The organism is Caldimonas sp. (assembly GCF_046291045.1).
In the GTDB taxonomy this organism is placed as follows: Bacteria; Pseudomonadota; Gammaproteobacteria; order Burkholderiales; family Burkholderiaceae_C; genus Caldimonas.
In genome coordinates this window covers 20,357-40,649 of record NZ_JBKBSL010000028.1, presented here as the reverse complement: position 1 = coordinate 40,649, position 20,293 = coordinate 20,357, and the positions used below count along the sequence as shown (strand labels likewise).

At 67.8% G+C, this 20,293-nt stretch carries 18 protein-coding genes; 10 read left to right on the top strand and 8 right to left on the bottom strand.

Annotated elements, in window-relative coordinates; all coding sequences use genetic code 11:
• The first annotated feature begins 121 nt into the window (after nucleotides 1-121).
• Nucleotides 122-991 carry a hypothetical protein gene (locus tag ACK4ZD_RS11230; protein ID WP_409661853.1) on the top strand — a complete coding sequence of 290 codons (870 nt, stop codon included), beginning with the start codon at nucleotides 122-124 and terminating at the stop codon, nucleotides 989-991.
• A 14-nt stretch (nucleotides 992-1,005) separates the two neighbouring features.
• Here the strand turns inward: ACK4ZD_RS11230 and ACK4ZD_RS11225 are convergent, their stop codons facing one another.
• Nucleotides 1,006-1,845, bottom strand: coding sequence for an HDOD domain-containing protein (locus tag ACK4ZD_RS11225; RefSeq protein WP_409661851.1), 840 nt, complete (start codon nucleotides 1,843-1,845; stop codon nucleotides 1,006-1,008).
• A 162-nt stretch (nucleotides 1,846-2,007) separates the two neighbouring features.
• Here ACK4ZD_RS11225 and ACK4ZD_RS11220 point away from each other — a divergent pair, with 162 nt between their 5' ends.
• Together ACK4ZD_RS11220 and ACK4ZD_RS11215 are read left to right on the top strand one after the other, a co-directional pair.
• On the top strand, nucleotides 2,008-2,724 hold the full coding sequence (locus ACK4ZD_RS11220; protein WP_409661849.1) for a hypothetical protein: 717 nt from the start codon (nucleotides 2,008-2,010) through the stop codon (nucleotides 2,722-2,724).
• A 25-nt stretch (nucleotides 2,725-2,749) separates the two neighbouring features.
• The gene (locus tag ACK4ZD_RS11215) at nucleotides 2,750-3,928 is read left to right on the top strand and encodes an MFS transporter (protein WP_409661846.1); all 1,179 of its coding nucleotides are present in this window, start codon (nucleotides 2,750-2,752) and stop codon (nucleotides 3,926-3,928) included.
• 146 nt (nucleotides 3,929-4,074) lie between these two features.
• Here the strand turns inward: ACK4ZD_RS11215 and fusA are convergent, their stop codons facing one another.
• The 7 genes from fusA to ACK4ZD_RS11180 all read right to left on the bottom strand — a co-directional run bounded on the left by fusA (nucleotide 4,075) and on the right by ACK4ZD_RS11180 (nucleotide 11,845).
• Nucleotides 4,075-6,126, bottom strand: coding sequence for an elongation factor G (fusA, locus tag ACK4ZD_RS11210; RefSeq protein ID WP_409661856.1), 2,052 nt, complete (start codon nucleotides 6,124-6,126; stop codon nucleotides 4,075-4,077).
• 130 nt (nucleotides 6,127-6,256) lie between these two features.
• The gene (locus ACK4ZD_RS11205) at nucleotides 6,257-7,510 is read right to left on the bottom strand and encodes an acyl-CoA dehydrogenase family protein (protein WP_409661843.1); all 1,254 of its coding nucleotides are present in this window, start codon (nucleotides 7,508-7,510) and stop codon (nucleotides 6,257-6,259) included.
• A 74-nt stretch (nucleotides 7,511-7,584) separates the two neighbouring features.
• Entirely contained in the window at nucleotides 7,585-9,132 is a 1,548-nt protein-coding gene (locus ACK4ZD_RS11200; protein ID WP_409661841.1) for an acyl CoA:acetate/3-ketoacid CoA transferase, read from the bottom strand.
• Between the two features lie 65 nt (nucleotides 9,133-9,197).
• Nucleotides 9,198-10,322: a MupA/Atu3671 family FMN-dependent luciferase-like monooxygenase gene (locus ACK4ZD_RS11195; protein ID WP_409661838.1), complete on the bottom strand. Its 1,125-nt coding sequence runs from the start codon at nucleotides 10,320-10,322 to the stop codon at nucleotides 9,198-9,200.
• Between the two features lie 125 nt (nucleotides 10,323-10,447).
• On the bottom strand, nucleotides 10,448-10,954 hold the full coding sequence (locus ACK4ZD_RS11190; protein WP_409661835.1) for an Hsp20/alpha crystallin family protein: 507 nt from the start codon (nucleotides 10,952-10,954) through the stop codon (nucleotides 10,448-10,450).
• Nucleotides 10,955-10,988: 34 nt separating this feature from the next.
• A complete protein-coding gene (locus ACK4ZD_RS11185) occupies nucleotides 10,989-11,390 on the bottom strand; it encodes an Hsp20/alpha crystallin family protein (RefSeq protein ID WP_409661833.1) in 402 nt (133 codons plus the stop codon).
• A gap of 17 nt (nucleotides 11,391-11,407) precedes the next feature.
• The gene (locus tag ACK4ZD_RS11180) at nucleotides 11,408-11,845 is read right to left on the bottom strand and encodes an Hsp20/alpha crystallin family protein (protein ID WP_409661830.1); all 438 of its coding nucleotides are present in this window, start codon (nucleotides 11,843-11,845) and stop codon (nucleotides 11,408-11,410) included.
• Nucleotides 11,846-11,980: 135 nt separating this feature from the next.
• Between ACK4ZD_RS11180 and ACK4ZD_RS11175 the strand changes: the two genes are divergently transcribed.
• The 7 genes from ACK4ZD_RS11175 to ACK4ZD_RS11145 all read left to right on the top strand — a co-directional run bounded on the left by ACK4ZD_RS11175 (nucleotide 11,981) and on the right by ACK4ZD_RS11145 (nucleotide 20,269).
• Nucleotides 11,981-13,525 (top strand): sigma-54 interaction domain-containing protein, encoded by a 1,545-nt coding sequence (locus ACK4ZD_RS11175; protein WP_409661827.1) that lies wholly within the window; start codon nucleotides 11,981-11,983, stop codon nucleotides 13,523-13,525.
• Between the two features lie 222 nt (nucleotides 13,526-13,747).
• The gene (locus tag ACK4ZD_RS11170; protein WP_409661824.1) at nucleotides 13,748-14,950 is read left to right on the top strand and encodes a substrate-binding domain-containing protein; all 1,203 of its coding nucleotides are present in this window, start codon (nucleotides 13,748-13,750) and stop codon (nucleotides 14,948-14,950) included.
• Nucleotides 14,951-15,077: 127 nt separating this feature from the next.
• Nucleotides 15,078-16,565 (top strand): fibronectin type III domain-containing protein, encoded by a 1,488-nt coding sequence (locus tag ACK4ZD_RS11165; protein ID WP_409661821.1) that lies wholly within the window; start codon nucleotides 15,078-15,080, stop codon nucleotides 16,563-16,565.
• A gap of 48 nt (nucleotides 16,566-16,613) precedes the next feature.
• A complete protein-coding gene (locus ACK4ZD_RS11160) occupies nucleotides 16,614-17,372 on the top strand; it encodes an ABC transporter ATP-binding protein (RefSeq protein ID WP_211286905.1) in 759 nt (252 codons plus the stop codon).
• Nucleotides 17,369-18,124 carry an ABC transporter ATP-binding protein gene (locus tag ACK4ZD_RS11155; RefSeq protein WP_409661818.1) on the top strand — a complete coding sequence of 252 codons (756 nt, stop codon included), beginning with the start codon at nucleotides 17,369-17,371 and terminating at the stop codon, nucleotides 18,122-18,124. The genes ACK4ZD_RS11160 and ACK4ZD_RS11155 overlap by 4 nt, the downstream gene beginning before the upstream one ends.
• A 14-nt stretch (nucleotides 18,125-18,138) precedes the next feature.
• A complete protein-coding gene (locus ACK4ZD_RS11150; protein ID WP_409661815.1) occupies nucleotides 18,139-19,179 on the top strand; it encodes a branched-chain amino acid ABC transporter permease in 1,041 nt (346 codons plus the stop codon).
• Between the two features lie 10 nt (nucleotides 19,180-19,189).
• Nucleotides 19,190-20,269, top strand: coding sequence for a branched-chain amino acid ABC transporter permease (locus tag ACK4ZD_RS11145; protein WP_409661812.1), 1,080 nt, complete (start codon nucleotides 19,190-19,192; stop codon nucleotides 20,267-20,269).
• Nucleotides 20,270-20,293 lie beyond the last annotated feature (24 nt).

The following is a 20,293-nucleotide window of genomic DNA, read 5'->3' as shown; positions in this document are numbered from 1 at the left end:
GACCTGAACCCGGCGCTCATGCCGCGCTTCGCGGCTCAACGATCTCATGTCAGTTGCTTGCATGAATCCGAGTTGGGGGCGGTGCAGATAAATTCAAGTGCACAAGGGCCGAATCAATAAGGTGCGTTATCACGGCGCCGTGCCGATGTGCGGCGTGATGGGCGATACCGAGCTGTTCGACTACTTCTCGGCGTATCAGGCGGCAGCGCAGTATTTCGCCGGCGTGCCGCGCTACCCGACCACCTACTGGGCCGACATCAACGCGATGGTGCGCAGCCGGCTTTTCACGACGTTCAATCAGACCCAGATCGTCCCCACGGCCGATGGCGAGAAGCTCAAGGGGGTGGTGATGAATCTCACGGGAGGCAACCGACCCATCTTCGAGCAGGGCTTCGCCAACGCGGGCTTGCAGCAGGTGGTCTGGGGCACCTTCGGCGGCGATGGCACGATCAACGGCATCCTCAATGCCAGTGTGCTGGACACGCGCAATATGGTCTTGCAGATCGACAGCGACCCGGCGCTGAGCACGGAGGAAACCCAGCTCAATGACACCTTGCTGCGCGCAACGCCGGCGCCCGAGGCCAACCGGTTGCGCCGCGACGGGCTGCGCTGGATCCCGAAGGTCAACGGCCAGTTCAGCATCCCGGTGGTGTCGCTGCATACGCTGGGTGACATGTACGTGCCGTTCAGCATGCAGCAGATCTACAAGCGCCGTGCCGACGCCAATGGCTCGGGGGGCTGGTTGGTGCAGCGCGCCATCCGAGCCCCCAGCCACTGTGATTTCACGGTGGCCGAACAGGTCGCCGCCTTCGACGACATGGTGGCCTGGGAGCAGAACGGCACGCGGCCCCAGGGGGATGAGGTGCTGGACGCGACGGTCGTGGCCGACCCGGCCTATGGATGCCGCTTCACGATCAATGCCGGTGGGCCGTATGACAATCCCACCACTGTGGCCGTGCGCACGCTGATGCCCGCCTGCCCGACCCCTTGAGCGGCCCCGCGTTCTCAGACCTCGTCCAGGTCACGCACCTTGCGCAGCGTGGCCTCGGGCGAGAGGTTGAGCAAGGCGGCGATATCGGCGATGTCGTCCGGCAGGGCGGCGTTGTCCCAGCCCTGCTGGGTGTGGCGGGCCAGGCGGATCGCCAGTGTCACGGTGCGGGCCTGCAGGTCGTGGGCGGCAGCGTGTTCGTCGGTGAGCCGGCGCCACACGCGCGGCAGGCGCCAGGCGCGCATCAGGGCTTGCTCGAGATCGGCCAGGTGGATGTGCAGCACGTCCATCTGCGCCCGCGCCGAGCGCAAGGTCGGGTCGTGCCGCTGGCGGCGGCGGATCTCCAGCGCCAGGTCGGGGGCATGGCACCACAGCAGCATTTCGGCGAAATCGTGCAGCAAGGCAGCGTGATAGAGCGCCGGCGCGTCGCTGTCCATGCGGTGCACGGCAAAGCCGAGGGCAAATACTGCTGCGCGAGCGGCGCGACGCAGTACTTCGTGCAGACCGTCCAGGGCGTGCGGTCGGCTCGCCAGCAGTTCATCGGTGGTGATCAGCTGCTCAAACCCTGCGAAAAACGGACCCACGCCCAAGTAGACCAGGGCTGCGGTGACGCTCTCGGCACCGATCTCCCCGTCGTCGTCGTCGGTCTGTGGGCTCACGGCGGCCAAACGGCGAAAAATCTTGAGGGTCATGAGCGGGTCACCGGCCAAGAATTCGGCGATACGGTGGGCATCGAGGTCGTCTTGTCGATCCTTCAGCCAGTCCATGGCGTCGGCCGTGCGGGGCAGCACGGGGACTGGCGCCTGGGCGAAATGTGCGGTCCAGGCCTCCAGGGAGGGTAAGGCGGTGGTGATCATGGAAGGCCTCCTGCTCGGGATATCGGCCAGCGATGGCGGATCTTGAGCCTAGGGATGGCGCTGTCTCTCAAGTGTCACAGGATGGCGTTCGAGCGCGGACAATGGGTACGAAAGGCCGATGGCGAGGTCCATGTGGCGAGCCGTCGATCGTGGAGTGGGGGTATGAGGTTCAAATCATGGGGATGGGTCTTGGCGGCGATGGGGGCGGCGGTGATGCTGGCCGCCGTGCAGGGGCTTGTCTCGAAAGAGGGCATCGCGCCTGTAGGCGAGCCGGTGGTGTCGGGGCTGTCGCCGTCGCAGCTGCAGCAGTGGCAGCAGGCCAGAGAGCGCATCGCGCAGGCCGTGGCGGACATGGAAGCGGCCTCGGCGCGTCAAGACCCGCAGGCGATGGCGCAGGCGCGCTCGGCCATGAATGCGGCCATGGGCATCGGAGTGCGCCCGACCTTGGCCCCCAGTCGGATCGAAGCGCTGTTGCCGGAGCGTCTGGGTGAACTGCCGCGGCAGCCGGCCGATGTGTTCGGGGACGACACCTTGGGCGCTTCCAGTGTCTCGGTCAGTGTGCGCTATGGCTCGACGGCCGAACGACGTCTCGATTTGTCATTGAGTGATACGGGGGGCTTGTCGTCTTGGGCGGCTTTGGTGGAATGGGAGCGTGCTGCGCGGACGGCCATCGCGGCGGGGCGGCGCGAGTCCGTGCGATGGGAGGATCGCCGCGTCATCCGGGAGGTCTTTGGCGCGCCCGATGTGTCGCCGCAAGTGAATGTGGTGCTGGCCAATGGGTTGGTGATCGAGGCGATTGGCGACGGCTTGACGCTGGCTGAGCTGAGGGCCGCTCTGGAGGATCTGGATCTGGCGGCGTTGGAGGGGCTGCAGCCCTGAGCCGTTTCGGCGTATCGTGCGGGTCATGCCCGCACCTGCCCTGCCTGGGGCCGCGCCGGCCCATGTGCTGCCCGTCATCGTGCTGGCCCAATGGGCCGGCACCTCGCTGTGGTTCGCTGTCAATGCCGTGATGCCCGAGCTGCAGCGCGACTGGGGGCTCGGGAGCGCGGCGGTGGGCGCACTCACCTCGGCGGTGCAGCTGGGCTTCATCATGGGCACCCTGGTGTTCGCGGTGCTGTCGGTGGCCGACCGTTTCTCTCCGCGGTGGGTTTTCCTGGCCTGCGCGGTGGCGGGGGCCGCCTGCAACGCCCTGGGGGCGCATGTCGCCGGCTCGCTCGAGGCCCTGCTGGTGCTGCGCTTTGCCACGGGCTTTTTCCTCGCGGGCATCTACCCCGTGGGCATGAAGATCGCCGCCAGCTGGTACCCACAGGGCCTCGGCGCGGCCCTGGGCTGGCTGGTGGGTGCGCTGGTGCTGGGTACGGCCAGTCCCCACTTGCTGCGTGCGCTGGGAACCGATTGGCCCTGGCAGCAGGTGATGGACGTGGTGTCGCTGCTGGCACTGGGCGGAGGGCTGCTGCTGGCCGCCACCGTACCCGACGGCCCCCATCTGCCGCGCGCTGCGCGGCTGCAATGGCGTGCCCTGGGGGCGCTGTGGACGCACCGGCCCGTGCGGGCCTCGGCCTTCGGCTACTTCGGCCACATGTGGGAGCTGTACACGTTCTGGGTGCTGGTGCCGGCCATCGTCGGCACCCGGCTGGCGGGGGCACCCGCCTCGGCCGCGGCCTTCGCCGTGATCGCGCTGGGCACCCTGGGCTGCGTGGCCGGCGGCCTGCTGGTGCGCCATGTCGGCAGTGCCCGCGTGGCCAATGTGCAGCTCGCCGCCAGCGGCCTGTGCTGCCTGCTGGCGCCCTGGATGCTGCATGCCCCGGATCTCGTCTTTGCCCTGTGGCTGGCCGTGTGGGGCACCACCGTGGTGGGCGATTCCCCCCAGTTCTCGACGCTGACCGCCCAGAACGCCCCCCGCGAAGCCGTGGGCAGCCTGCTCACGCTGGTCAACAGCATCGGCTTTGCGGTCTCCATCGTCAGCATCCAGCTCTTTGCGATGCTGGCCGCGCGCTTCGACCTGGCCACGCTGCTGCCCTGGCTGGCCGTCGGGCCGGTGCTGGGTTTGTGGATGATGCGGGGGTTGGAGCGTCTCCGCTGAAGACGCCCGTGTCGAAAGCGTTGGCCTGTTTTCGGCGCGTGAGGGCCGACCCGCGGTTGTCGTCCGAAGCCCACCCCATGCCCTTTGACGGGGGCGGCTGATCTACGGCGGATTCGACGTCGTCTTGAACGCTTGACCTGGTGCGTTCATTCCTCGTCGCGAGGCCGGAACTGGCCGACGAGCTGGTGTTGCACCGAGGGGGGCACGGGCTCGTAGTGCGAGAACTCGACGATGTAGCTGCCGTGGCCTGCGGTGAGGGCGTGCAGTCGGGTTTGGTAGCCGTTGAGCTCGGACAACGGGGCCTGGCCCAGCACGACCAGGGTGCCGGGTGAGAGGGCGCGCGTGCCGTTGATCTGGCCGCGCTTGGCGGCCAGGTCGCCGGTGATGTCGCCGATGTGAGCCTCGGGCGCCGCCACCTCGAGCTTGACGATGGGCTCCAGCACGATGGGGCTGGCCTTGAGCATTGCATCGACGAAGGCCTTGCGGCCGGCGGTGATGAAGGCGATCTCCTTGGAATCGACCGAGTGGTGCTTGCCGTCGTAGACGACGACGCGCACGTCCTGGACCGGGTAGCCGGCGATGACGCCGCCGTCCAGGGCCTGGCGCACGCCCTTCTCGACCGCCGGGATGAAGACGCTGGGGATGGCCCCTCCCTTGACCTCGTCGATGAACTCGAAGCCCGCTCCGCGCGGCAGGGGTTCGATGCGCAGGAAGACTTCGCCGAACTGGCCGGCCCCGCCGGTCTGCTTTTTGTGGCGGTGGTGGCCCTCGGCGGCCTGGGTGATGGTTTCGCGGTAGGCGATGCGTGGCGGCCGCGTGACCACCTCGCATTTGTAAAGATCGGTCATGCGCTCGAGCAGGATGCGCAGGTGCATCTCGCCCAGGCCGTACACCACGGTCTCGTTGGTGGCGGCCACGTGCTCCACCTTCAGGCAGGGGTCCTCCTCGACGAGCTTTTGCAGCACCTCCCACATGCGCTGCTCGTCGCCGCGTCGTCTGGGTTCGATGGCCAGACCATGCACGGGCACCGGGAAGGGCAGGGGCTCGAGGTGGATGTGGCTGTCTTCGGCGGCGTCGTGCAGCACCGCGTCGTAGTGGATCTCGTCGACCTTGGCCACGGCGGCGATCTCGCCCGGGCCGGCGCTGGGGATCTCGACATGGTCCTTGCCGTGCACGGCAAAGAGGTGGCCCACCTTGAAGGGCTTGCGGCCGTCGCCCACGTAGAGCAGGCTGTCCTTGGTGACGGTGCCCTGGTGCACGCGGAAGAGGCCGAGTTTGCCCACGTAGGGGTCGCTGACGACCTTGAACACATGGGCCAGCACATGCCGGCCGGCGTCGGGCTCGGCCAGCACGCGCCGGGCCTGCGGCCCTTCGCCTTCGAGGAAGTGCGGCGGGTTGCCCTCGCCGGGGTGCGGCATCAAGGCGGCCATCACGTCGAGCAGCTCGGCCACGCCGGCGCCGTTGCGCGCCGAGGTGAAGCACACCGGAACGAGGTGGCCTTCCCGCAGGGCCTGTTCCAGCGGGGCGTGCAGTTCGCGCGGGTCGACGTCGCCGTCGTTGAGGTAGCGCTCGACGAAGTCGGGGTCGACCTCCACCACCTGCTCGACCAGTGCGCGATGTGCGGTCTCCACCGACGAAAAATCCGCCTGGCCGGACGGATTGAAGAAGCAGTCGACCACCCGGGTGCCGCCGCCGGCCGGCAGGTTGAGCGGCAGGCACTCCTTGCCGAAGGCTTCCTGGATCTGCGCGAGCAGCCCGGGCAGGTCGAGGCGTTCGGCGTCGATCTTGTTGACGACGATCAGTCGGCACAGGTCGCGCTGGCGAGCCCAGTCCATCATGCGGATGGCCAGGGGCTCGATGCCGGCGGCGGCGTTGAGGACGATCGCGGCGGTCTCCACCGCCTCGAGGGCGGGCAGCGCCTGGCCGAGGAAGTCGGGCAGCCCCGGAGTGTCGAGCAACTGGATCAGCGCCCCGCCGTGCTCGAGCCTGACGATGCTGGTGTTGAGGGAGTGCTGGAACTTGCGCTCCAGCGGGTCGAAGTCGGACACGGTGGTTCCGCGTTCCAGGCTGCCGGGGGCATTGATGCGGCCGGCGCGGTGCAGCAGGGCTTCGACGAGGCTGGTTTTGCCCGACGCGCTTTGCCCCACCAGGGCCAGGTTGCGGATCGTGGCGGTCCGGGAGGACGGTGGGGTGGACATGGCGCTGTCCTCCTGGGGCAGGACGCCCGCGGTGAGAGCTGGGTCGGCCACAGGCCGCCCCGTGATCTCGAAAGGGTAAGGCATCGGCTCGTGGCCGGCAAGTGGCGGTCGTGTGGTTTCCTGGGCGGGCTCAAGCCGGGGGACACCAGCGGCGCAGGTGCGCCGCATTGGCGCCGCGTCGCGTCTGGGCCTGCCGCAGTTCCTCGCGGGCCAGGCTGCGCAGATGCACCTCGTCTGGGCCATCGAGCAGGTGCAGCGCCCGGCCCCAGGCCCAGGCGCGGGCGAGCGGGGTGTCGGGCGATAGTCCCATGGCACCGAAGACCTGGATGGCCCGGTCGAGCACCTGGGTCTGCAGTTGGGCCGTCACCACCTTGAGGGCTGCGATCGGGCCGCGCGTTGCGCGGGGGTCGTCCTGATCCAGGCACCAGGCGGCATGCAAGGCCAACCATCGGGCCTGGTCGATCTCGATGCGGCTGCGGGCGATCCATTCCTGGATGTTGGCCTGATCGGCCAGCCGCGCGCCGAAGCTGCGGCGCTCCAGTGCGCGCTCGCACATCAGCTCCAGCGCCAGCTCGCACTGTCCGATGGCGCGCAGGCCGTGGTGCAGGCGCCCCGGCCCGAGGCGGGCCTGGGCCAGTGCAAAGCCTGCGCCGGGTTCGCCCAGGATCTGGTCGGGGTGGACGATCACGTTGCGCAGCACGAGTTCGGCGTGACCCTCGGGAGCCAGATGGTCCATCACCGGGATGTTGCGCTCGATGTGCAGGCCCGGGGTGTCCCGCGGCAGCAGCACGATGGAATGCCGGCGGTGGGCGTCGCCGCTCCCATCGTGTCGGGCCATGACCATCACCAGTCGGCACAGCGGGTGCGTGGCGCCGGTGATGAACCACTTGCGGCCGTTGAGCACCAGGTGCTCCCCCTCGGGCCGCAGGGAGGTCTCGAGCTGGGTGGGGTCTGACGAGGCCACATCGGGCTCGCTCATCGCAAAGCACGAGCGGATCGTGCCGGCCAGCAGCGGATCGAGCCATTGCTCGCGCTGCGCAGGGTTCGCAAAGCGCATCAGCAGTTCCATGTTGCCGCTGTCGGGCGCATTGCAGTTGAAGACCTCGGCCGACCACGGCACGCGCCCCATCGCTTCGGCCAGCGCAGCGTAGTCGAGGTTGCTCAGTCGGGTGCCCGGCTGGCGGTCGTCCAGGCTGGGCAGGCACAGGTTCCACAGGCCAGCTCGTCGGGCCTGCGCCTTCAGCGGCTCCAGCACGTCCAGCGGATGCACGCCGGCGTCGGCGTAGCGATGCCAGTCAGCCATCGACGGCAGCACGAGGTCGTCCATGAAGCGCTGCAGGCGCTGCAGCCACTCCTGGCTGCGGGGGCTGGGTGCGAAGTCCATGGGGCATTCTGGGACGCACCGGCCGGCCTCGCCTGTCGCGGGGGCGACGCGGCGCGTGCCGTGCTTGCGCCAGATCAAGCCTGGCACATCGGGGCGTCGGTGAAGATGCGCGGGTCCATGATGCGCAGGTCTTCGGCCACGGCCACCTCGGCGCCGCAGGCATCGAGCACGTCGCGTTGAAGGTCCAGCCCCGGGGCCACCTCGGTGAGCGTGAGCCCGGCCTCCCGCAGTTCGAAAACGGCGCGTTCGGTGATGTAGAGAATCTGGCGCCCCAGACTGCGCACATAGGGGCCGTTGAAGCTGAGGTGGCCCACCTTGGGCACCAGCTTCCTCACACGCCCTTCGCGCACGATGCGCAGCCGCCCGCCGCCGGCTTCGACCTCCAGTCCCTCGGCGGTGAGCGTGCCCATCAGCACCACGCGGCGGGCGGTCTGGGTGATGTTGATGAAGCCGCCCACGCCCGCGATGCGGCTGCCAAAGCGGCTGACATTGACGTTGCCTTGCGGGTCGAGTTCGGCCAAGCCCAGGAAGGCGATGTCGATGCCGCCGCCGTCGTAGAAGTCGAACATGGCGGCGTGGTCGATGATGGCCTCGGGGTTGGTGCTGGCGCCGAAGCTCAGGAGCTGCGCCGGCGTGCCGCCCACAGGGCCGGCTTCCACCGTGAGGGTGAAGTCGCTGTGGCCTTCCTCGCGGGCGATCACGCCCAGGCCGGCCGGCATGCCCACGCCCAGGTTGACCACGGGGTGGCGCAGCTTCTTCAGTTCGAGGAAGGCGCGGCGCTGCACGATCTTGCGCAGATCCAGCGGCGCGGGCTCGAAGGCGCGCTCGGGCTCGCGCACCTCGCCGGTGTAGGCGGGGTTGTAGGCCTCGCCGAAGGTCATCCAGTGGTCGGCGGGGTCTTCGGTGATCACGACATAGTCCACCAGGATGCCGGGCACGCGCACGAGGTTGGGGTTCATGCTGCCCGCACGGGTGAGGCGCTTGACCTGGGCGATCACGATGCCGCCCGAATTGCGAGCAGCCTGGGCGATGGCCAGCAGATCCTGATGGAAGGGCTCGTGCTCGGTGGTGAGGTTGCCGTGTTCGTCGGCGGTGGTGGCGCGGATGAGGCCGCAGTGGATGGGAAAGCTGGGGTAGAGCAGCTGCTCCTGGCCATTGAGGGTGAGCAGCTGCACGAGGTTCTCGGTGGTACGCGGCGTGAGCCGGCCGCCGTCGTGGCGCGGGTCGACGAAGGTGTGCAGGCCGATGCGCGTGATCACGCCCGGCTTGCCGCCGGCAATCGCTCGGAAGAGGTGGGCGATCACCCCCTGGGGCCAGTTGTAGGCCTCGATTTCGTTGCGCTCGACCAGCTCGCCCAGGCGGGGGGCCGAGATCCAGTGCCCGCCGATCACGCGCTTGACCAGGCCGGCATGGCCGAAGTGGTTGACGCCGCGTCGGCTGCGATCGCCCTGGCCGGCGGCGTACACCAGCGTGAGGTCGCGTGGTGCGGCCTCGGCCTCGAAGCGGCGCTCGATCGCCGCGGTCACCGCTTCGGCGTGACCGGCGCCGACGAAACCGGCGGTGGCGACCGTCCAGCGGTCTTGGATCAGGGCGGCGGCCTGGGCTGCAGTGATGACTTGCATGGCGGACGGAGTCGGGAGGCAGCAAAGCCCCCAAGTATCACGCTACCCGGCCTGCGCGACCTCACCTAGACGGCCGCCAGCTCCGCCTCGCTGACGTTGGCCAGCTCGAAGAGCTCGGCCAGCCGGGGCAGGGCCGCCAGCACCTCGTCAGCGGGGAGGCCGAAGTCGATCAGGCAGGCGATCTCGTCCACGCCGATGGATCGCATGCGGTCCAGGCGGTCGAGGCAGTCGTCCACCGTGCCCAGCAAGGAGCTGGTCTGGTAGTAGCGCTCGAAGGAAAAGGCCAGCGCATCGTCCACGTCCTGAGCTGTGAGGGCGCCTGCGTCCACGGCGCAGCGCTGTTGGAAAAAGGGGACGGCGCCGGTGTAGCGGCCCACGAGCTGGGCCGAACTCGCCAGGTAGTGCAGCATGGGGGCGCGCACCGTGCGGCGCACGGCGTCGTCGTCGTCGCCCACGTAGGCATGTAGCATCAGCGCGACTTCGCCGTGCCCGGGGTGGCCGGCCTCGGCCCAGGCCCGCCGGTAGACGGCGATCTTCCCGGCCAGGGCATCCAGGCTCTGGCCCAGCAGATGGGTCAGCACGTTCATGCCGAGGCGGCCTGCACGTGCGAAGGTGTCGGGGTTGCCGGCCGCCGTGATCCACACGGGCAGCTCGGGCTGCACGGGCCGCGGCAGGGTGCGCAGGCTCACGGTATCGCCTAGCGGGTTCACCGCCTCGAAGGGGTCGCCGCGCCACAGGCTGCGCAGTGCTTCCAGGCGCTCGAACAGCAGTTCGCCGCGGCGTTCGTAGGTGCCCGGCGGGGCCAGCACGAAATCGTTGGGGAACCAGCCCGAGGCGACGCCCAGATCCACGCGGCCGCCCGAGAGCACGTCCACCAGCGCCCATTCCTCGGCCACGCGGGCCACGGGATGCAGCGGCAGCACGACACTGCCCGAACGGATGCGCACGTTCGAGGTGAGAGCAGCGAGCGCAGCCGCTGTCACCGAGGGGTTGGGCGACAGCCCGCCGAAGGCATGGAAGTGACGCTCGGGCGCCCACACGGCGCAAAAGCCGTTGCGGTCGGCAAAGCGGGCGCTGTCGAAGAGCAGGCGGCGCTTGTCGGCCGCGCTGGCGCCGCCTTCGTCGCTGGCGAAGTAGTACAGGCTGCACTTGAGCGGGCGATCGGCCGTTTCGGGATCGGTGGGGGGCATGGCAGCGGCTCCGAGGAATCGGTGAGCGCGATCACACCAGCGCGGCCACACCCCGGGTTTGATGCAGGGCAAAGTGCGCCGCCCCGCCCCCCGATTCGTGTGGGGCAGGCGGGGCGCCGCCGCCCTCAGCTCACCTTGAGCTGGATGCGCCGGGCCGCGCCAGGACGGGCCTTGGGCAGCTCGATGCGCAGCACGCCGTCGCGATAGCGCGCTTGGGCCTGATCGGCCTTGACCGGCACGGGCAGCGGCACCGTACGCTCGAAGCTGCCGTAGGCACACTGCAGCACGCGCCAGCGGCCATCGCTGGACTCCTGCTCGAAGCGCTTCTCGCCGCGCACGACGAGCACGTCGTCACGCACCTCGATGTCGAAGTCCTTTTTGTCCATGCCGGGCACCTCCAGGCGCACGACCAGGCGGCGCTCGTCCTCGAAGACGTCGCCACCAATCAGCGCCCAGCCGTGCGAGGCGATGAAGCTGGCGTCGTCCACGCGGCTGCGATCGGGCAGATGGGCTTCGTCGCCGGCGCGGAACCGGGTGAGGGCGCCACGTGCAGAGTCGCGCAGGCGCGACCACCCCTCGGAAAGACTGTCCCACAGCGAGTCGAAGCCTTCACGAAGGTCTTTCATCGTCATGTCGGGCCTCCATTCGATGTCGGACGCTCAGGGGTCAGGCCACGCGCACCTCGACGCGGCGCGGCTGGGCGTGCTCGGCCTTGGGGATGCGCACCCGCAACACCCCGTGAGTGAGCTCGGCGCTGACCTTGTCGGGGTCGAGCTCCTTGCTCAGCGTGAAGGTGCGGCGGAAGCGCGAGAGCTGTACCTCGGCATGGCTGGGCGTCATCCCCTGAGGCAGGGCCAGCTGCATCTCGCCTTCCAGGCTGAGGGTGTCACCCTCCACCCGCAGGTTCAGGCGATCCCTGGGCACGCCCGGCAGGTCGGCGTACAGCGTGATGCCGGTGCTGTCCTCGATCACATCCACCGGCGGCACGAGCGCAGGCTCACTGCGGTCGTTGCCAACGTTGCGCACGGCGGTGTCGCCGGGGGTGGTCACGGCAGTGGTCGTGTTCATGGCGTCACTCCTTGCGTTCATTGAACTTCGATGCGCCGCGGCTGGGCGCTGGCCTTGCGTGGGATGCTCACCTGCAGCACGCCATCACGGTAGCTGGCATTCACGCCAGCCGGGTCGATGTCGTCAGGCAGGCTGATCACGCGGCGGAAGCGTCCTGCGAAGCGCTCGTTGATGTGCAGCGTCTGTTTCTCGTCGTTGGCGTCGGCCAGGGGTGCGCGCTCGCCGGCCAGCGTCAGCACGCCGCGGTCGAGGTTGACCTCGATGCGCGCCGGATCCAGGCCGGGCGCGAAGGCATAGACCTCCACTGACGTGGGCGTGCTGCCGATATTGAGCGCAGGAAAGCCCCCACGGCCGAAACCGCGGATGCTGGGCGACAGATCGAAGACCTGCTGCATCTCACGCTGCAGGCGATCCAACTCGGCGAACAGGTCGCGTGGAAAGAGCGAGCGATACATGGTATGTCCTCCGTCGATCGGAATCGGCCTTGAGGCCTTGCCTCCGATGTAGGGATGGCACCGGGGCGTTTCAAGGGCGTCGGGGATGCGGCCCCGGCAAAGCCCGCAGCCGCAGGGCCGGCCCGAGCGGGTAGCATGCGCGTGATGTCTGCCTCCCGAGTGCTCGATCCCCTGGACGCCGCCAGCGACCTGCCGCGCGATGCCCGCAGCGTGCTGGAGATGGCCGCACGCTCGATGTTCCAGCTCTTTGCCGAGACGGCCGAGGGCATGATGGTCGTGGACCGCAGTGGCCGTGTGGTCTGGATCAGCGAAGGCTACAAGCAGTTCCTGCCGGCCCTGGGTCTGAAGGACGAAGCCGAATTCGTTGGGCATCCCGTCGAGGAGGTGGTGCCCAACACCTTGATGCACGAGGTGATCGCCACGGGGCGACCGATTCTCGTGGACCTGCTCACCAACAAGGCGGGCACCTTCCTCGTCAGCCGCATCCCGTTGCGCGACGAGGCGGGCGAGGTGATCGGTGCGCTCGGCCTCGTGCTGATGGCCCATCCCGAGAGCACGATGCAGCCGCTGATGAAGAAGTTCGCGATGCTGCAGCGCGAGCTCGACGATGCACGCAAACAACTGGCCGAGCAGCGGCGGCCCAAGTACACCTTTGCCAGCTTCATCGGCACCAGCCCCGAGGCCATGGAGGTCAAGCGCCAGGCCCGCCGCGTGGCCAGCACCGACAGCACCGTGCTGCTCCTGGGCGAAACCGGCACTGGCAAGGAGCTGCTGGCGCATGCGATTCACGCCGCCTCGTCACGGGCGGCTCGGCCTTTCATTGGCGTGAACATCGCAGCGGTGCCCGAAACCCTGCTGGAGGCCGAGTTCTTCGGCGTGGCCCCGGGTGCCTATACCGGTGCCGACCGCAAGGGCCGCGACGGCAAGTTCAAGCTCGCCGACGGCGGTACGCTCTTTCTCGATGAGATCGGCGACATGCCTGCCCCCCTGCAAGCCAAGCTGCTGCGCGCGCTGCAAGAGCAAGAGATCGAACCCCTGGGCTCCAACCAGGTGATCAAGATCGACGTGCGGGTCATCGCCGCCACCAGCCGCGACCTGCCGGCACTGGTGGCCCAGGGCCGGTTCCGCGAGGATCTCTACTACCGGCTCAACGTGGTGCCCATCCGCATCCCGCCCCTGCGCGAGCGCCTGGGCGATCTGGAGGCCTTGGTCGAAGCTCTCGAGGAGGACATCGCCCGGCGCAGCGGCATGCCCCACCGGGAGGTGACGCCTGCCGCCCTGGCCATCCTGCGTCGCCACCCCTGGCGGGGCAATATCCGAGAGCTGCGCAATGTGCTCGAGCAGGTCAGCCTGCTTACCGACGACCTGCGTTTGGAGGCGCGCCACTTCATGCACCTGCTGTCCCCCGGCGAGGCAGCGGCCCAGTCCGCGCCGACCGCCGAGGGTGGGGGCGAGCCCCGCGTCTCCACCCGCGAGCCGGGCGGGTCTGGCGTGCGCCCGCTGGCCGAGGCCGTGGCCGAGCTCGAACGCCGCGCCATCGCCGAGGCCCTGCGCGCCACCGATGGCAACAAGCTCGCGGCGGCCCGCCTGCTACGCATCTCGCGGGCCACGCTGTACGAAAAGCTGGCCGCCTGGCCCGAGTTGCGCGCACCGTCTTGGAATCAGACACTGTCTGAATAGTAGACAAGCCGGGCCGAAACCACTGTCTGGGTCTCGGACACTTTGGTTTCTCAGCGGTTTCGGGTTAACCCTGATTTCGATTGGAAAAACCAATGGCGACAAGGGCTTGAAGACGGGGGGTGCGCAGGCACGCGCCTTGCAAAAGGGGGGTGTCCGGCCCGAATCCCCCGGGGCGGTGGCTAGGTGGCGGAGGGATCCGCCCCGACAACTTCAGGAGACACCATGACTGCGCATCCCATCCGTCGCGCCCTTCTCAGTTGGGCCGTCACAGCGCTGGCCGCGCTCGGCCCGGGCCTTGCCCAGGCCCAGGGCAAGGACATCCGCATCGCCCATGTCTACAGCAAGACCGGCCCGCTGGAGGCCTACGGCAAGCAGACCCAGACCGGCTTGATGCTGGGGCTGGAGTACGCCACTGGCGGCACCATGCAGGTGGCGGGTCGCAAGATCGTGGTGATCGAAAAAGATGACCAGGGCAAGCCCGACGTGGGCAAATCGCTGCTCGCTGCGGCCTATGCCGACGACAAGGTCGATCTGGCCGTGGGGCCGACCTCCTCCGGCGTGGCCCTGGCCATGCTGCCCGTGGCCGAGGAGTACAAGAAGATCCTGCTGGTCGAGCCGGCCGTGGCCGACTCCATCACCGGTGAGAAGTGGAACAAGTACATCTTCCGCACCGGCCGCAACAGCTCGCAAGACGCCATCTCCAACGCCGTGGCGCTGGACAAGGAAGGCACCGTGATCGCCACGCTGGCCCAGGACTACGCCTTTGGCCGCGACGGCGTGGCCGCCTTCAGGGGGGCGATCCGCAAGGCCAAGATCGTCCATGAGGAGTACCTGCCGACCAACACCACCGACTTCACCGCCGGGGCGCAGCGCCTGATCGACAAACTCAAGGACCAGCCGGGCCGTAAAGTGATCTTCATCATCTGGGCCGGTGCCGGCAATCCCTTCAAGATCGCCGACCTCGACCTCAAGCGCTACGGCATCGAGATCGCCACCGGTGGCAACATCCTGCCGGCGATGGCCGCCTACAAGCAGTTCCCGGGCATGGAAGGCGCCACCTACTACTATTTCGGCATCCCGAAGAACCCGGTCAACGAGTGGCTGGTGGCCAACCACTACAGCAAGTTCAAGAGCCCGCCCGACTTCTTCACCGCCGGGGGTTTCTCGGCTGCCATGGCCATCGTCACCGCACTGAAGAAGACCAACGGCGACACCAACACCAACAAGCTCATCGCCACGATGGAAGGTATGAGCTTCGACACGCCCAAGGGCCAGATGACCTTCCGCAAGGAAGATCACCAGGCCATGCAGAGCATGTACCACTTCCGCATCAAGGACGATCCGGCCTTCGCTTGGGGCGTGCCTGAGCTCGTGCGCGAGATCAAGCCTGGCGAGATGGACGTGCCGATCCGTAACAAGCGTTGAGCCCATGCGGGCTGCGGCTCCGCCGCAGCCCGCCCCCAGAGGCAGCTCCACCGTTTCGAGCAACCCCGGACACACGGGGCAGGGGGGGGAATTCACCCACCCACACCCACAACGAGGAGACACAACGATGACGTCCAGGACGATGGCCTGGTTGGTGGCGACGGCCGCCTTCGCCTGCGGCCCGGCGCTGGCCCAACAGGCTCTGCCGAGACTCAACATCGACAAGAGCAAGATCAGCGTGTCCGGCTTGTCCTCCGGCGGCTTCATGGCCCACCAGCTCGGTGTGGCGCACTCGTCCACCTTCATGGGCGTGGGCGTGTTCGCCGGTGGTCCCTACATGTGCGCGGGGCACAACCACTACACCGCCTGCATGTACAACGCCACGATCAGCGACAGCCAGCTCTCTGCGATGCAGTCGAGCATCAACAACTGGAGCGGCTCGCAGATCGATCCCAAGGCCGGCATCGCCAGCCAGAGGATCTACATGTTCGTGGGCACGAGCGACAGCGTCGTCGGGCCCAACCCCATGGACGCCTTGCGCAAGCAATACACGAACAACGCCGTGCCGTCGGGCAACGTCGAGTACGTCAAGCGCAGCGGCGCGGCCCATGTCTTCCCCACCGACTTCGACGCCCCCGGCAACAACAGTTGCGGCAGCTCGTCATCGCCCTACGTCAGCAATTGCGGCTATGACGGGGCCAAGGCCGTGCTGACCCGCATCTATGGCACTCTCAACCCCCGCAACAACAGCCCGGCGGCCAGCAACTACATCGAGTTCAGCCAAAGCAGCTTCACCAGCAATCCCGGCATGGCGTCCACCGGCTGGGTCTACGTGCCTTCGGATTGCGCCAGCGGCGCCCAGTGCAAGCTGCACGTGGCCCTGCATGGGTGCTTGCAAAGCTACTCGCAAATCGGCGACAAGTTCATCACGAACACCGGCTACACCCGCTGGGCCGACACCAACCGCATCGTCGTGCTGTTCCCGCAGACGAAGGTGGACAACACCAGCCGCAGCACGGCCGCCAGCGGCTCGCTATCCAACCCCAATGCCTGCTGGGACTGGATCGGCTGGTACGGCAGCCACTTCGCCCACAAGGGCGGATCCCAGATCAGCGCCATCAAGGCCATGGTGGATCACCTCGCCAGCGGCGCCCCCAGTTCCTCGTTGCCGGCGCCCACCGGCGTGAGCACCTCGGGCGCGACCGAAACGTCCATGGTGATCTCCTGGGCCTCGGTGCAAGGAGCAGCGGGCTACCACGTCTATCGCAACGGCGCGAAGAAGACCACCAGTGCCGTCACCGGCACCAGCTACACCGACACCGGACTGAGCGCGGCCACCACCTACCAGTGGACGGTCACGGCCGTCGATGGCAACGGGGCTGAAAGCGCCCAATCCGCGCCGGCCAGTGGCACCACCACCGGCACGGCCCCGCCCCCGGCCACCTGCTACACGGCCAGCAATTACGCCCACACCACCGCGGGCCGGGCTTATGCGGCCTGGGGATACACCTATGCGAACGGCTCCAACCAGTACATGGGCTTGTGGAACATCTACACCACCACGACCCTGAAGCAGACTGGACCCAACCACTACGTCATCGGCACCTGCCCTTGAGGGCCGATTCGATCCATCGACACAGAAAGTGAAGCAGCAATGAGCGGCGTGCTCGAAACGCAGGATCTCACGATCCGCTTCGGCGGACACGTGGCCGTGGACCGCGTCAGCTGTGCCTTCCAGCCCGGCACGCTGACGGCCATCGTCGGGCCCAACGGCGCGGGCAAAACGACCTATTTCAACCTCATATCCGGGCAGCTCAAGGCGACAAGCGGCAGCGTGCGGCTCGATGGGGAGGAGATCGGTCACCTGCCCGCGCCGTTGCGCACCCGGCGCGGGCTCGGACGCGCCTTCCAGCTCACCCAGTTGTTTCCCAACCTCACGGTGCTGGAGAACGTGCGCCTGGCCGTGCAGTCGCGCCACGGCGGCGCGCTGCAGCTGCTGCGCGTGTGGCTCGACCAGAAGGGCTACATCGATGAGGCCTATGCCCGGCTGGAGGCGGTGCGTCTGGCCGACAAGGCCCATGCCACCGCGTCCAGCCTGCCGCATGGCGACCAGCGCAAGCTGGAAGTGGCGCTGATGATGGCACTGGACCCCAAGGTCTACATGTTCGACGAGCCCACGGCTGGCATGAGCGTGGACGAAGTGCCGGTGGTGCTCGAACTCATCCGCTCGCTCAAGGAGCGGCGCGACAAAACCATCTTGCTGGTCGAACACAAGATGGACGTGGTGCGCGAGCTGGCCGACCGCATCATCGTGCTGCACAACGGCCAACTCCTGGCCGACGGCGAGCCGGCCCATGTGATGAACCTGCCCATCGTGCAAAGCGCGTACATGGGCACTGCCGACGTGGCGGAGGCCGCATGAACCCGAACGACATCGTGCTCAGCCTGTCGGGCGTGCACACCCACATCGGCGCTTATCACATCCTGCACGGCGTGGACTTCGACGTGCCGGCCGGGCAGGTCACCATGTTGCTGGGCCGCAATGGCGCGGGCAAGACCACCACGCTGCGCACCATCATGGGCCTGTGGGCCGCGCAGCAGGGCAGCATCCGGTTCAAGGGCGAAGCCATCGGCGGGCCCGGCGTGAAGCTGGGCACCCCCGACATCGCGCAGCGCGGCATCGCCTACGTTCCCGAGAGCATGGGCATCTTCAGCGACCTCACGGTCAAGGAGAACCTGCTGCTGGCTGCGCGTGGCGCCCAGACGGTCGACGATCTCGACACACAGCGTCTGGATTGGATCTTCGGGCTCTTCCCCGCGCTGAAGAAGTTCTGGCTCTACCCTGCGGGCAAGCTCTCGGGTGGCCAAAAGCAGATGCTGGCCGTGGCACGCGCCATCGTCGAGCCGCGCGAGCTGCTGCTCATCGACGAGCCCAGCAAGGGCCTGGCGCCGGCCATCATCCAGAACCTCATCGGTGCCCTGCGCGAGCTGAAGTCCACACAGACCACCATCTTGCTCGTCGAGCAGAACTTCGCGATGGCCAAGGCCCTGGGCGACCAGGTGGCGGTGATGGACGACGGCCGCGTCGTGCACCGTGGCGCCATGGCCGAACTCGCCCAGGACGAAGCACTCCAGCGGCGCCTGCTGGGCCTGTCGCTGGCAGCCCATCAGTGAACACGAGGCTAGCGATGACCACCACCACTCCTGCAGTCGGCGCCACGGTGGGCGCCACCGACGCTGCGGCCGTGCCGCGCGCCCGCTTCGACCTCATCCCCTTGGCCCTGGTGCTGGCGCTGGCCGGTGTGGCCCTGCCGCTCATCGGCTCCGTGCCCACCTGGCTCACGCTCACGATTGCTGGCCTGGCCATGGGCATGATCATCTTCATCATTGCCTCGGGCCTCACGCTCGTCTTCGGCCTGATGGACGTGCTGAACTTCGGCCATGGCGTCTTCATTGCTCTGGGGGCCTTCGTGGCCACCTCGGTGCTGGGTGGCATGGGCGACTGGACGGCCAGCGACTCCCTGTTTCGCAACCTCACGGCCATCTTCCTTGCCATGGTGGTGGCCATGAGCGTGGCCGGCGCCGTGGGCTATGCCTTCGAGCGCTTGGTCGTGCGGCCGGTGTACGGCCAGCACCTGAAGCAGATCCTCATCACGATGGGCGGCATGATCATCGGCGAGGAAATCATCAAGGTGATCTGGGGGCCGCTGCAGATTCCGTTGCCGCTGCCCGAAGGCTTGCGCGGCTCGGTGCTGCTGGGCGATGCGGCCATCGAGAAGTACCGTCTGTTTGCGGTGGTCATCGGTGCCGTCGTCCTGGGGGCCATGCTCTTCGTGCTCAACCGCACCAAGATCGGCCTGCTCATCCGCGCCGGCGTGCAAGACCGCGAGATGGTCGAGAGCCTGGGCTACCGCATCCGGCGCCTCTTCATCGGGGTGTTCGTCGTGGGTTCGGCCCTGGCCGGACTGGGCGGCGTGCTGTGGGGCCTGTACCAGCAGATGGTGATCCCGCAGATGGGCGCGCAGATCAACGTGCTGCTCTTCATCGTGATCATCATCGGCGGCCTGGGCTCCACGCTGGGCTGCTTCGTGGGGGCGTTGCTCGTGGGGCTGATGGCCAACTACACCGGCTTCCTGGCGCCCAAGGTCGCGCTCTTCTCCAACATCGGCCTGATGGTCGCCATCCTGCTGTGGCGCCCCCAGGGCCTGTACCCGGTCACGAACCGCTGAGAGGCCGACCATGCTCAAACGCCTGCTCTCCCATGACCTGCCGCGCAGCCGCTGGCTGGCCCTGGCTCTGGTGGTCATCCTGCTTGCGCTCTTCCTCACCCCCTTCATCTTCCCGGGCAGTAAGTCGCTCAACGTGGCGGCCAAGATCCTCATCTTCATGGTGCTGGTGGCCAGCTACGACCTGCTGCTGGGCTATACCGGCATCGTGAGCTTCGCCCACACGATGTTCTTCGGCATCGGCGCCTACGGCGTGGCCATTGCCTCCAGCCGCATGGGTGCCGGCTGGGATGCGCTGGCCGTGGGCATCGTCTGCGCGCTGGTTCTGTCATTGGTCCTGTCGTTCGTGATCGGCCTGTTCAGCCTGCGCGTGAAGGCCATCTTCTACGCGATGATCACGCTCGCCGTGGCCTCGGCCTTCCAGACCCTGGCCTCGCAGCTCTCGGAAATCACCGGCGGCGAGGACGGCCTGACCTTCCGCATGCCCGAGTGGCTGAGCCCAAGCTTCGAGCCCTTCGAGAACGAGTTCTTCGGGGTGCTCATCGACGGGCGCATCATCAGCTATTACGGTCTCTTCCTTCTCACCCTGGTGCTGCTGGGCCTGATGCTGCGCATCGTCAACTCGCCCTTCGGCCGCGTGCTGCAGGCCATCCGCGAGAACGACTTCCGCGCCGAGGCCATCGGCTACCGCACAGTGGTCTATCGCACGCTGTCGAACGTGCTGTCGGCTCTGTTTGCCACCTTGGCCGGGGCCATGCTGGCCATCTGGCTGCGCTACAACGGCCCTGACACCTCGCTGAGCTTCGAGATCATGCTCGACATCCTGCTCATCGTCGTGATCGGTGGCATGGGCACGATCTACGGCGCGGTGATCGGCGCGGTGCTCTTCGTGCTGGCCCAGAACTACCTGCAGGATCTGATGCGTCTGGGCGAGGGGGCGGTGGGCGGCCTCCCGCTCGTCTCCGAACTCGTCTCGCCCGATCGCTGGCTGCTATGGCTGGGCGTGCTGTTCGTGCTGTGTGTCTACCACTTCCCCTCCGGCATCGTGGGCAGGCTGCGTCAGCGCGCCCTGCAGCAGGCCCCACGCGCCTGATTCCCTGAAGCAAGCGAGATCCCC

What these genes read in the sequence shown, in the direction of transcription:
- ACK4ZD_RS11170 (WP_409661824.1), top strand. Translation starts at nt 13,748, where the DNA reads ATGACTGCGCATCCCATCCGTCGCGCCCTTCTCAGTTGGGCCGTCACA.
- ACK4ZD_RS11190 (WP_409661835.1), bottom strand. Translation starts at nt 10,954, where the DNA reads ATGACGATGAAAGACCTTCGTGAAGGCTTCGACTCGCTGTGGGACAGT.
- ACK4ZD_RS11175 (WP_409661827.1), top strand. Translation starts at nt 11,981, where the DNA reads ATGCGCGTGATGTCTGCCTCCCGAGTGCTCGATCCCCTGGACGCCGCC.
- ACK4ZD_RS11165 (WP_409661821.1), top strand. Translation starts at nt 15,078, where the DNA reads ATGACGTCCAGGACGATGGCCTGGTTGGTGGCGACGGCCGCCTTCGCC.
- ACK4ZD_RS11185 (WP_409661833.1), bottom strand. Translation starts at nt 11,390, where the DNA reads ATGAACACGACCACTGCCGTGACCACCCCCGGCGACACCGCCGTGCGC.
- ACK4ZD_RS11205 (WP_409661843.1), bottom strand. Translation starts at nt 7,510, where the DNA reads ATGGACTTCGCACCCAGCCCCCGCAGCCAGGAGTGGCTGCAGCGCCTG.
- fusA (WP_409661856.1), bottom strand. Translation starts at nt 6,126, where the DNA reads ATGTCCACCCCACCGTCCTCCCGGACCGCCACGATCCGCAACCTGGCC.
- ACK4ZD_RS11155 (WP_409661818.1), top strand. Translation starts at nt 17,369, where the DNA reads ATGAACCCGAACGACATCGTGCTCAGCCTGTCGGGCGTGCACACCCAC.
- ACK4ZD_RS11145 (WP_409661812.1), top strand. Translation starts at nt 19,190, where the DNA reads ATGCTCAAACGCCTGCTCTCCCATGACCTGCCGCGCAGCCGCTGGCTG.
- ACK4ZD_RS11150 (WP_409661815.1), top strand. Translation starts at nt 18,139, where the DNA reads ATGACCACCACCACTCCTGCAGTCGGCGCCACGGTGGGCGCCACCGAC.
- ACK4ZD_RS11200 (WP_409661841.1), bottom strand. Translation starts at nt 9,132, where the DNA reads ATGCAAGTCATCACTGCAGCCCAGGCCGCCGCCCTGATCCAAGACCGC.
- ACK4ZD_RS11225 (WP_409661851.1), bottom strand. Translation starts at nt 1,845, where the DNA reads ATGATCACCACCGCCTTACCCTCCCTGGAGGCCTGGACCGCACATTTC.
- ACK4ZD_RS11215 (WP_409661846.1), top strand. Translation starts at nt 2,750, where the DNA reads ATGCCCGCACCTGCCCTGCCTGGGGCCGCGCCGGCCCATGTGCTGCCC.
- ACK4ZD_RS11220 (WP_409661849.1), top strand. Translation starts at nt 2,008, where the DNA reads ATGAGGTTCAAATCATGGGGATGGGTCTTGGCGGCGATGGGGGCGGCG.
- ACK4ZD_RS11180 (WP_409661830.1), bottom strand. Translation starts at nt 11,845, where the DNA reads ATGTATCGCTCGCTCTTTCCACGCGACCTGTTCGCCGAGTTGGATCGC.
- ACK4ZD_RS11195 (WP_409661838.1), bottom strand. Translation starts at nt 10,322, where the DNA reads ATGCCCCCCACCGATCCCGAAACGGCCGATCGCCCGCTCAAGTGCAGC.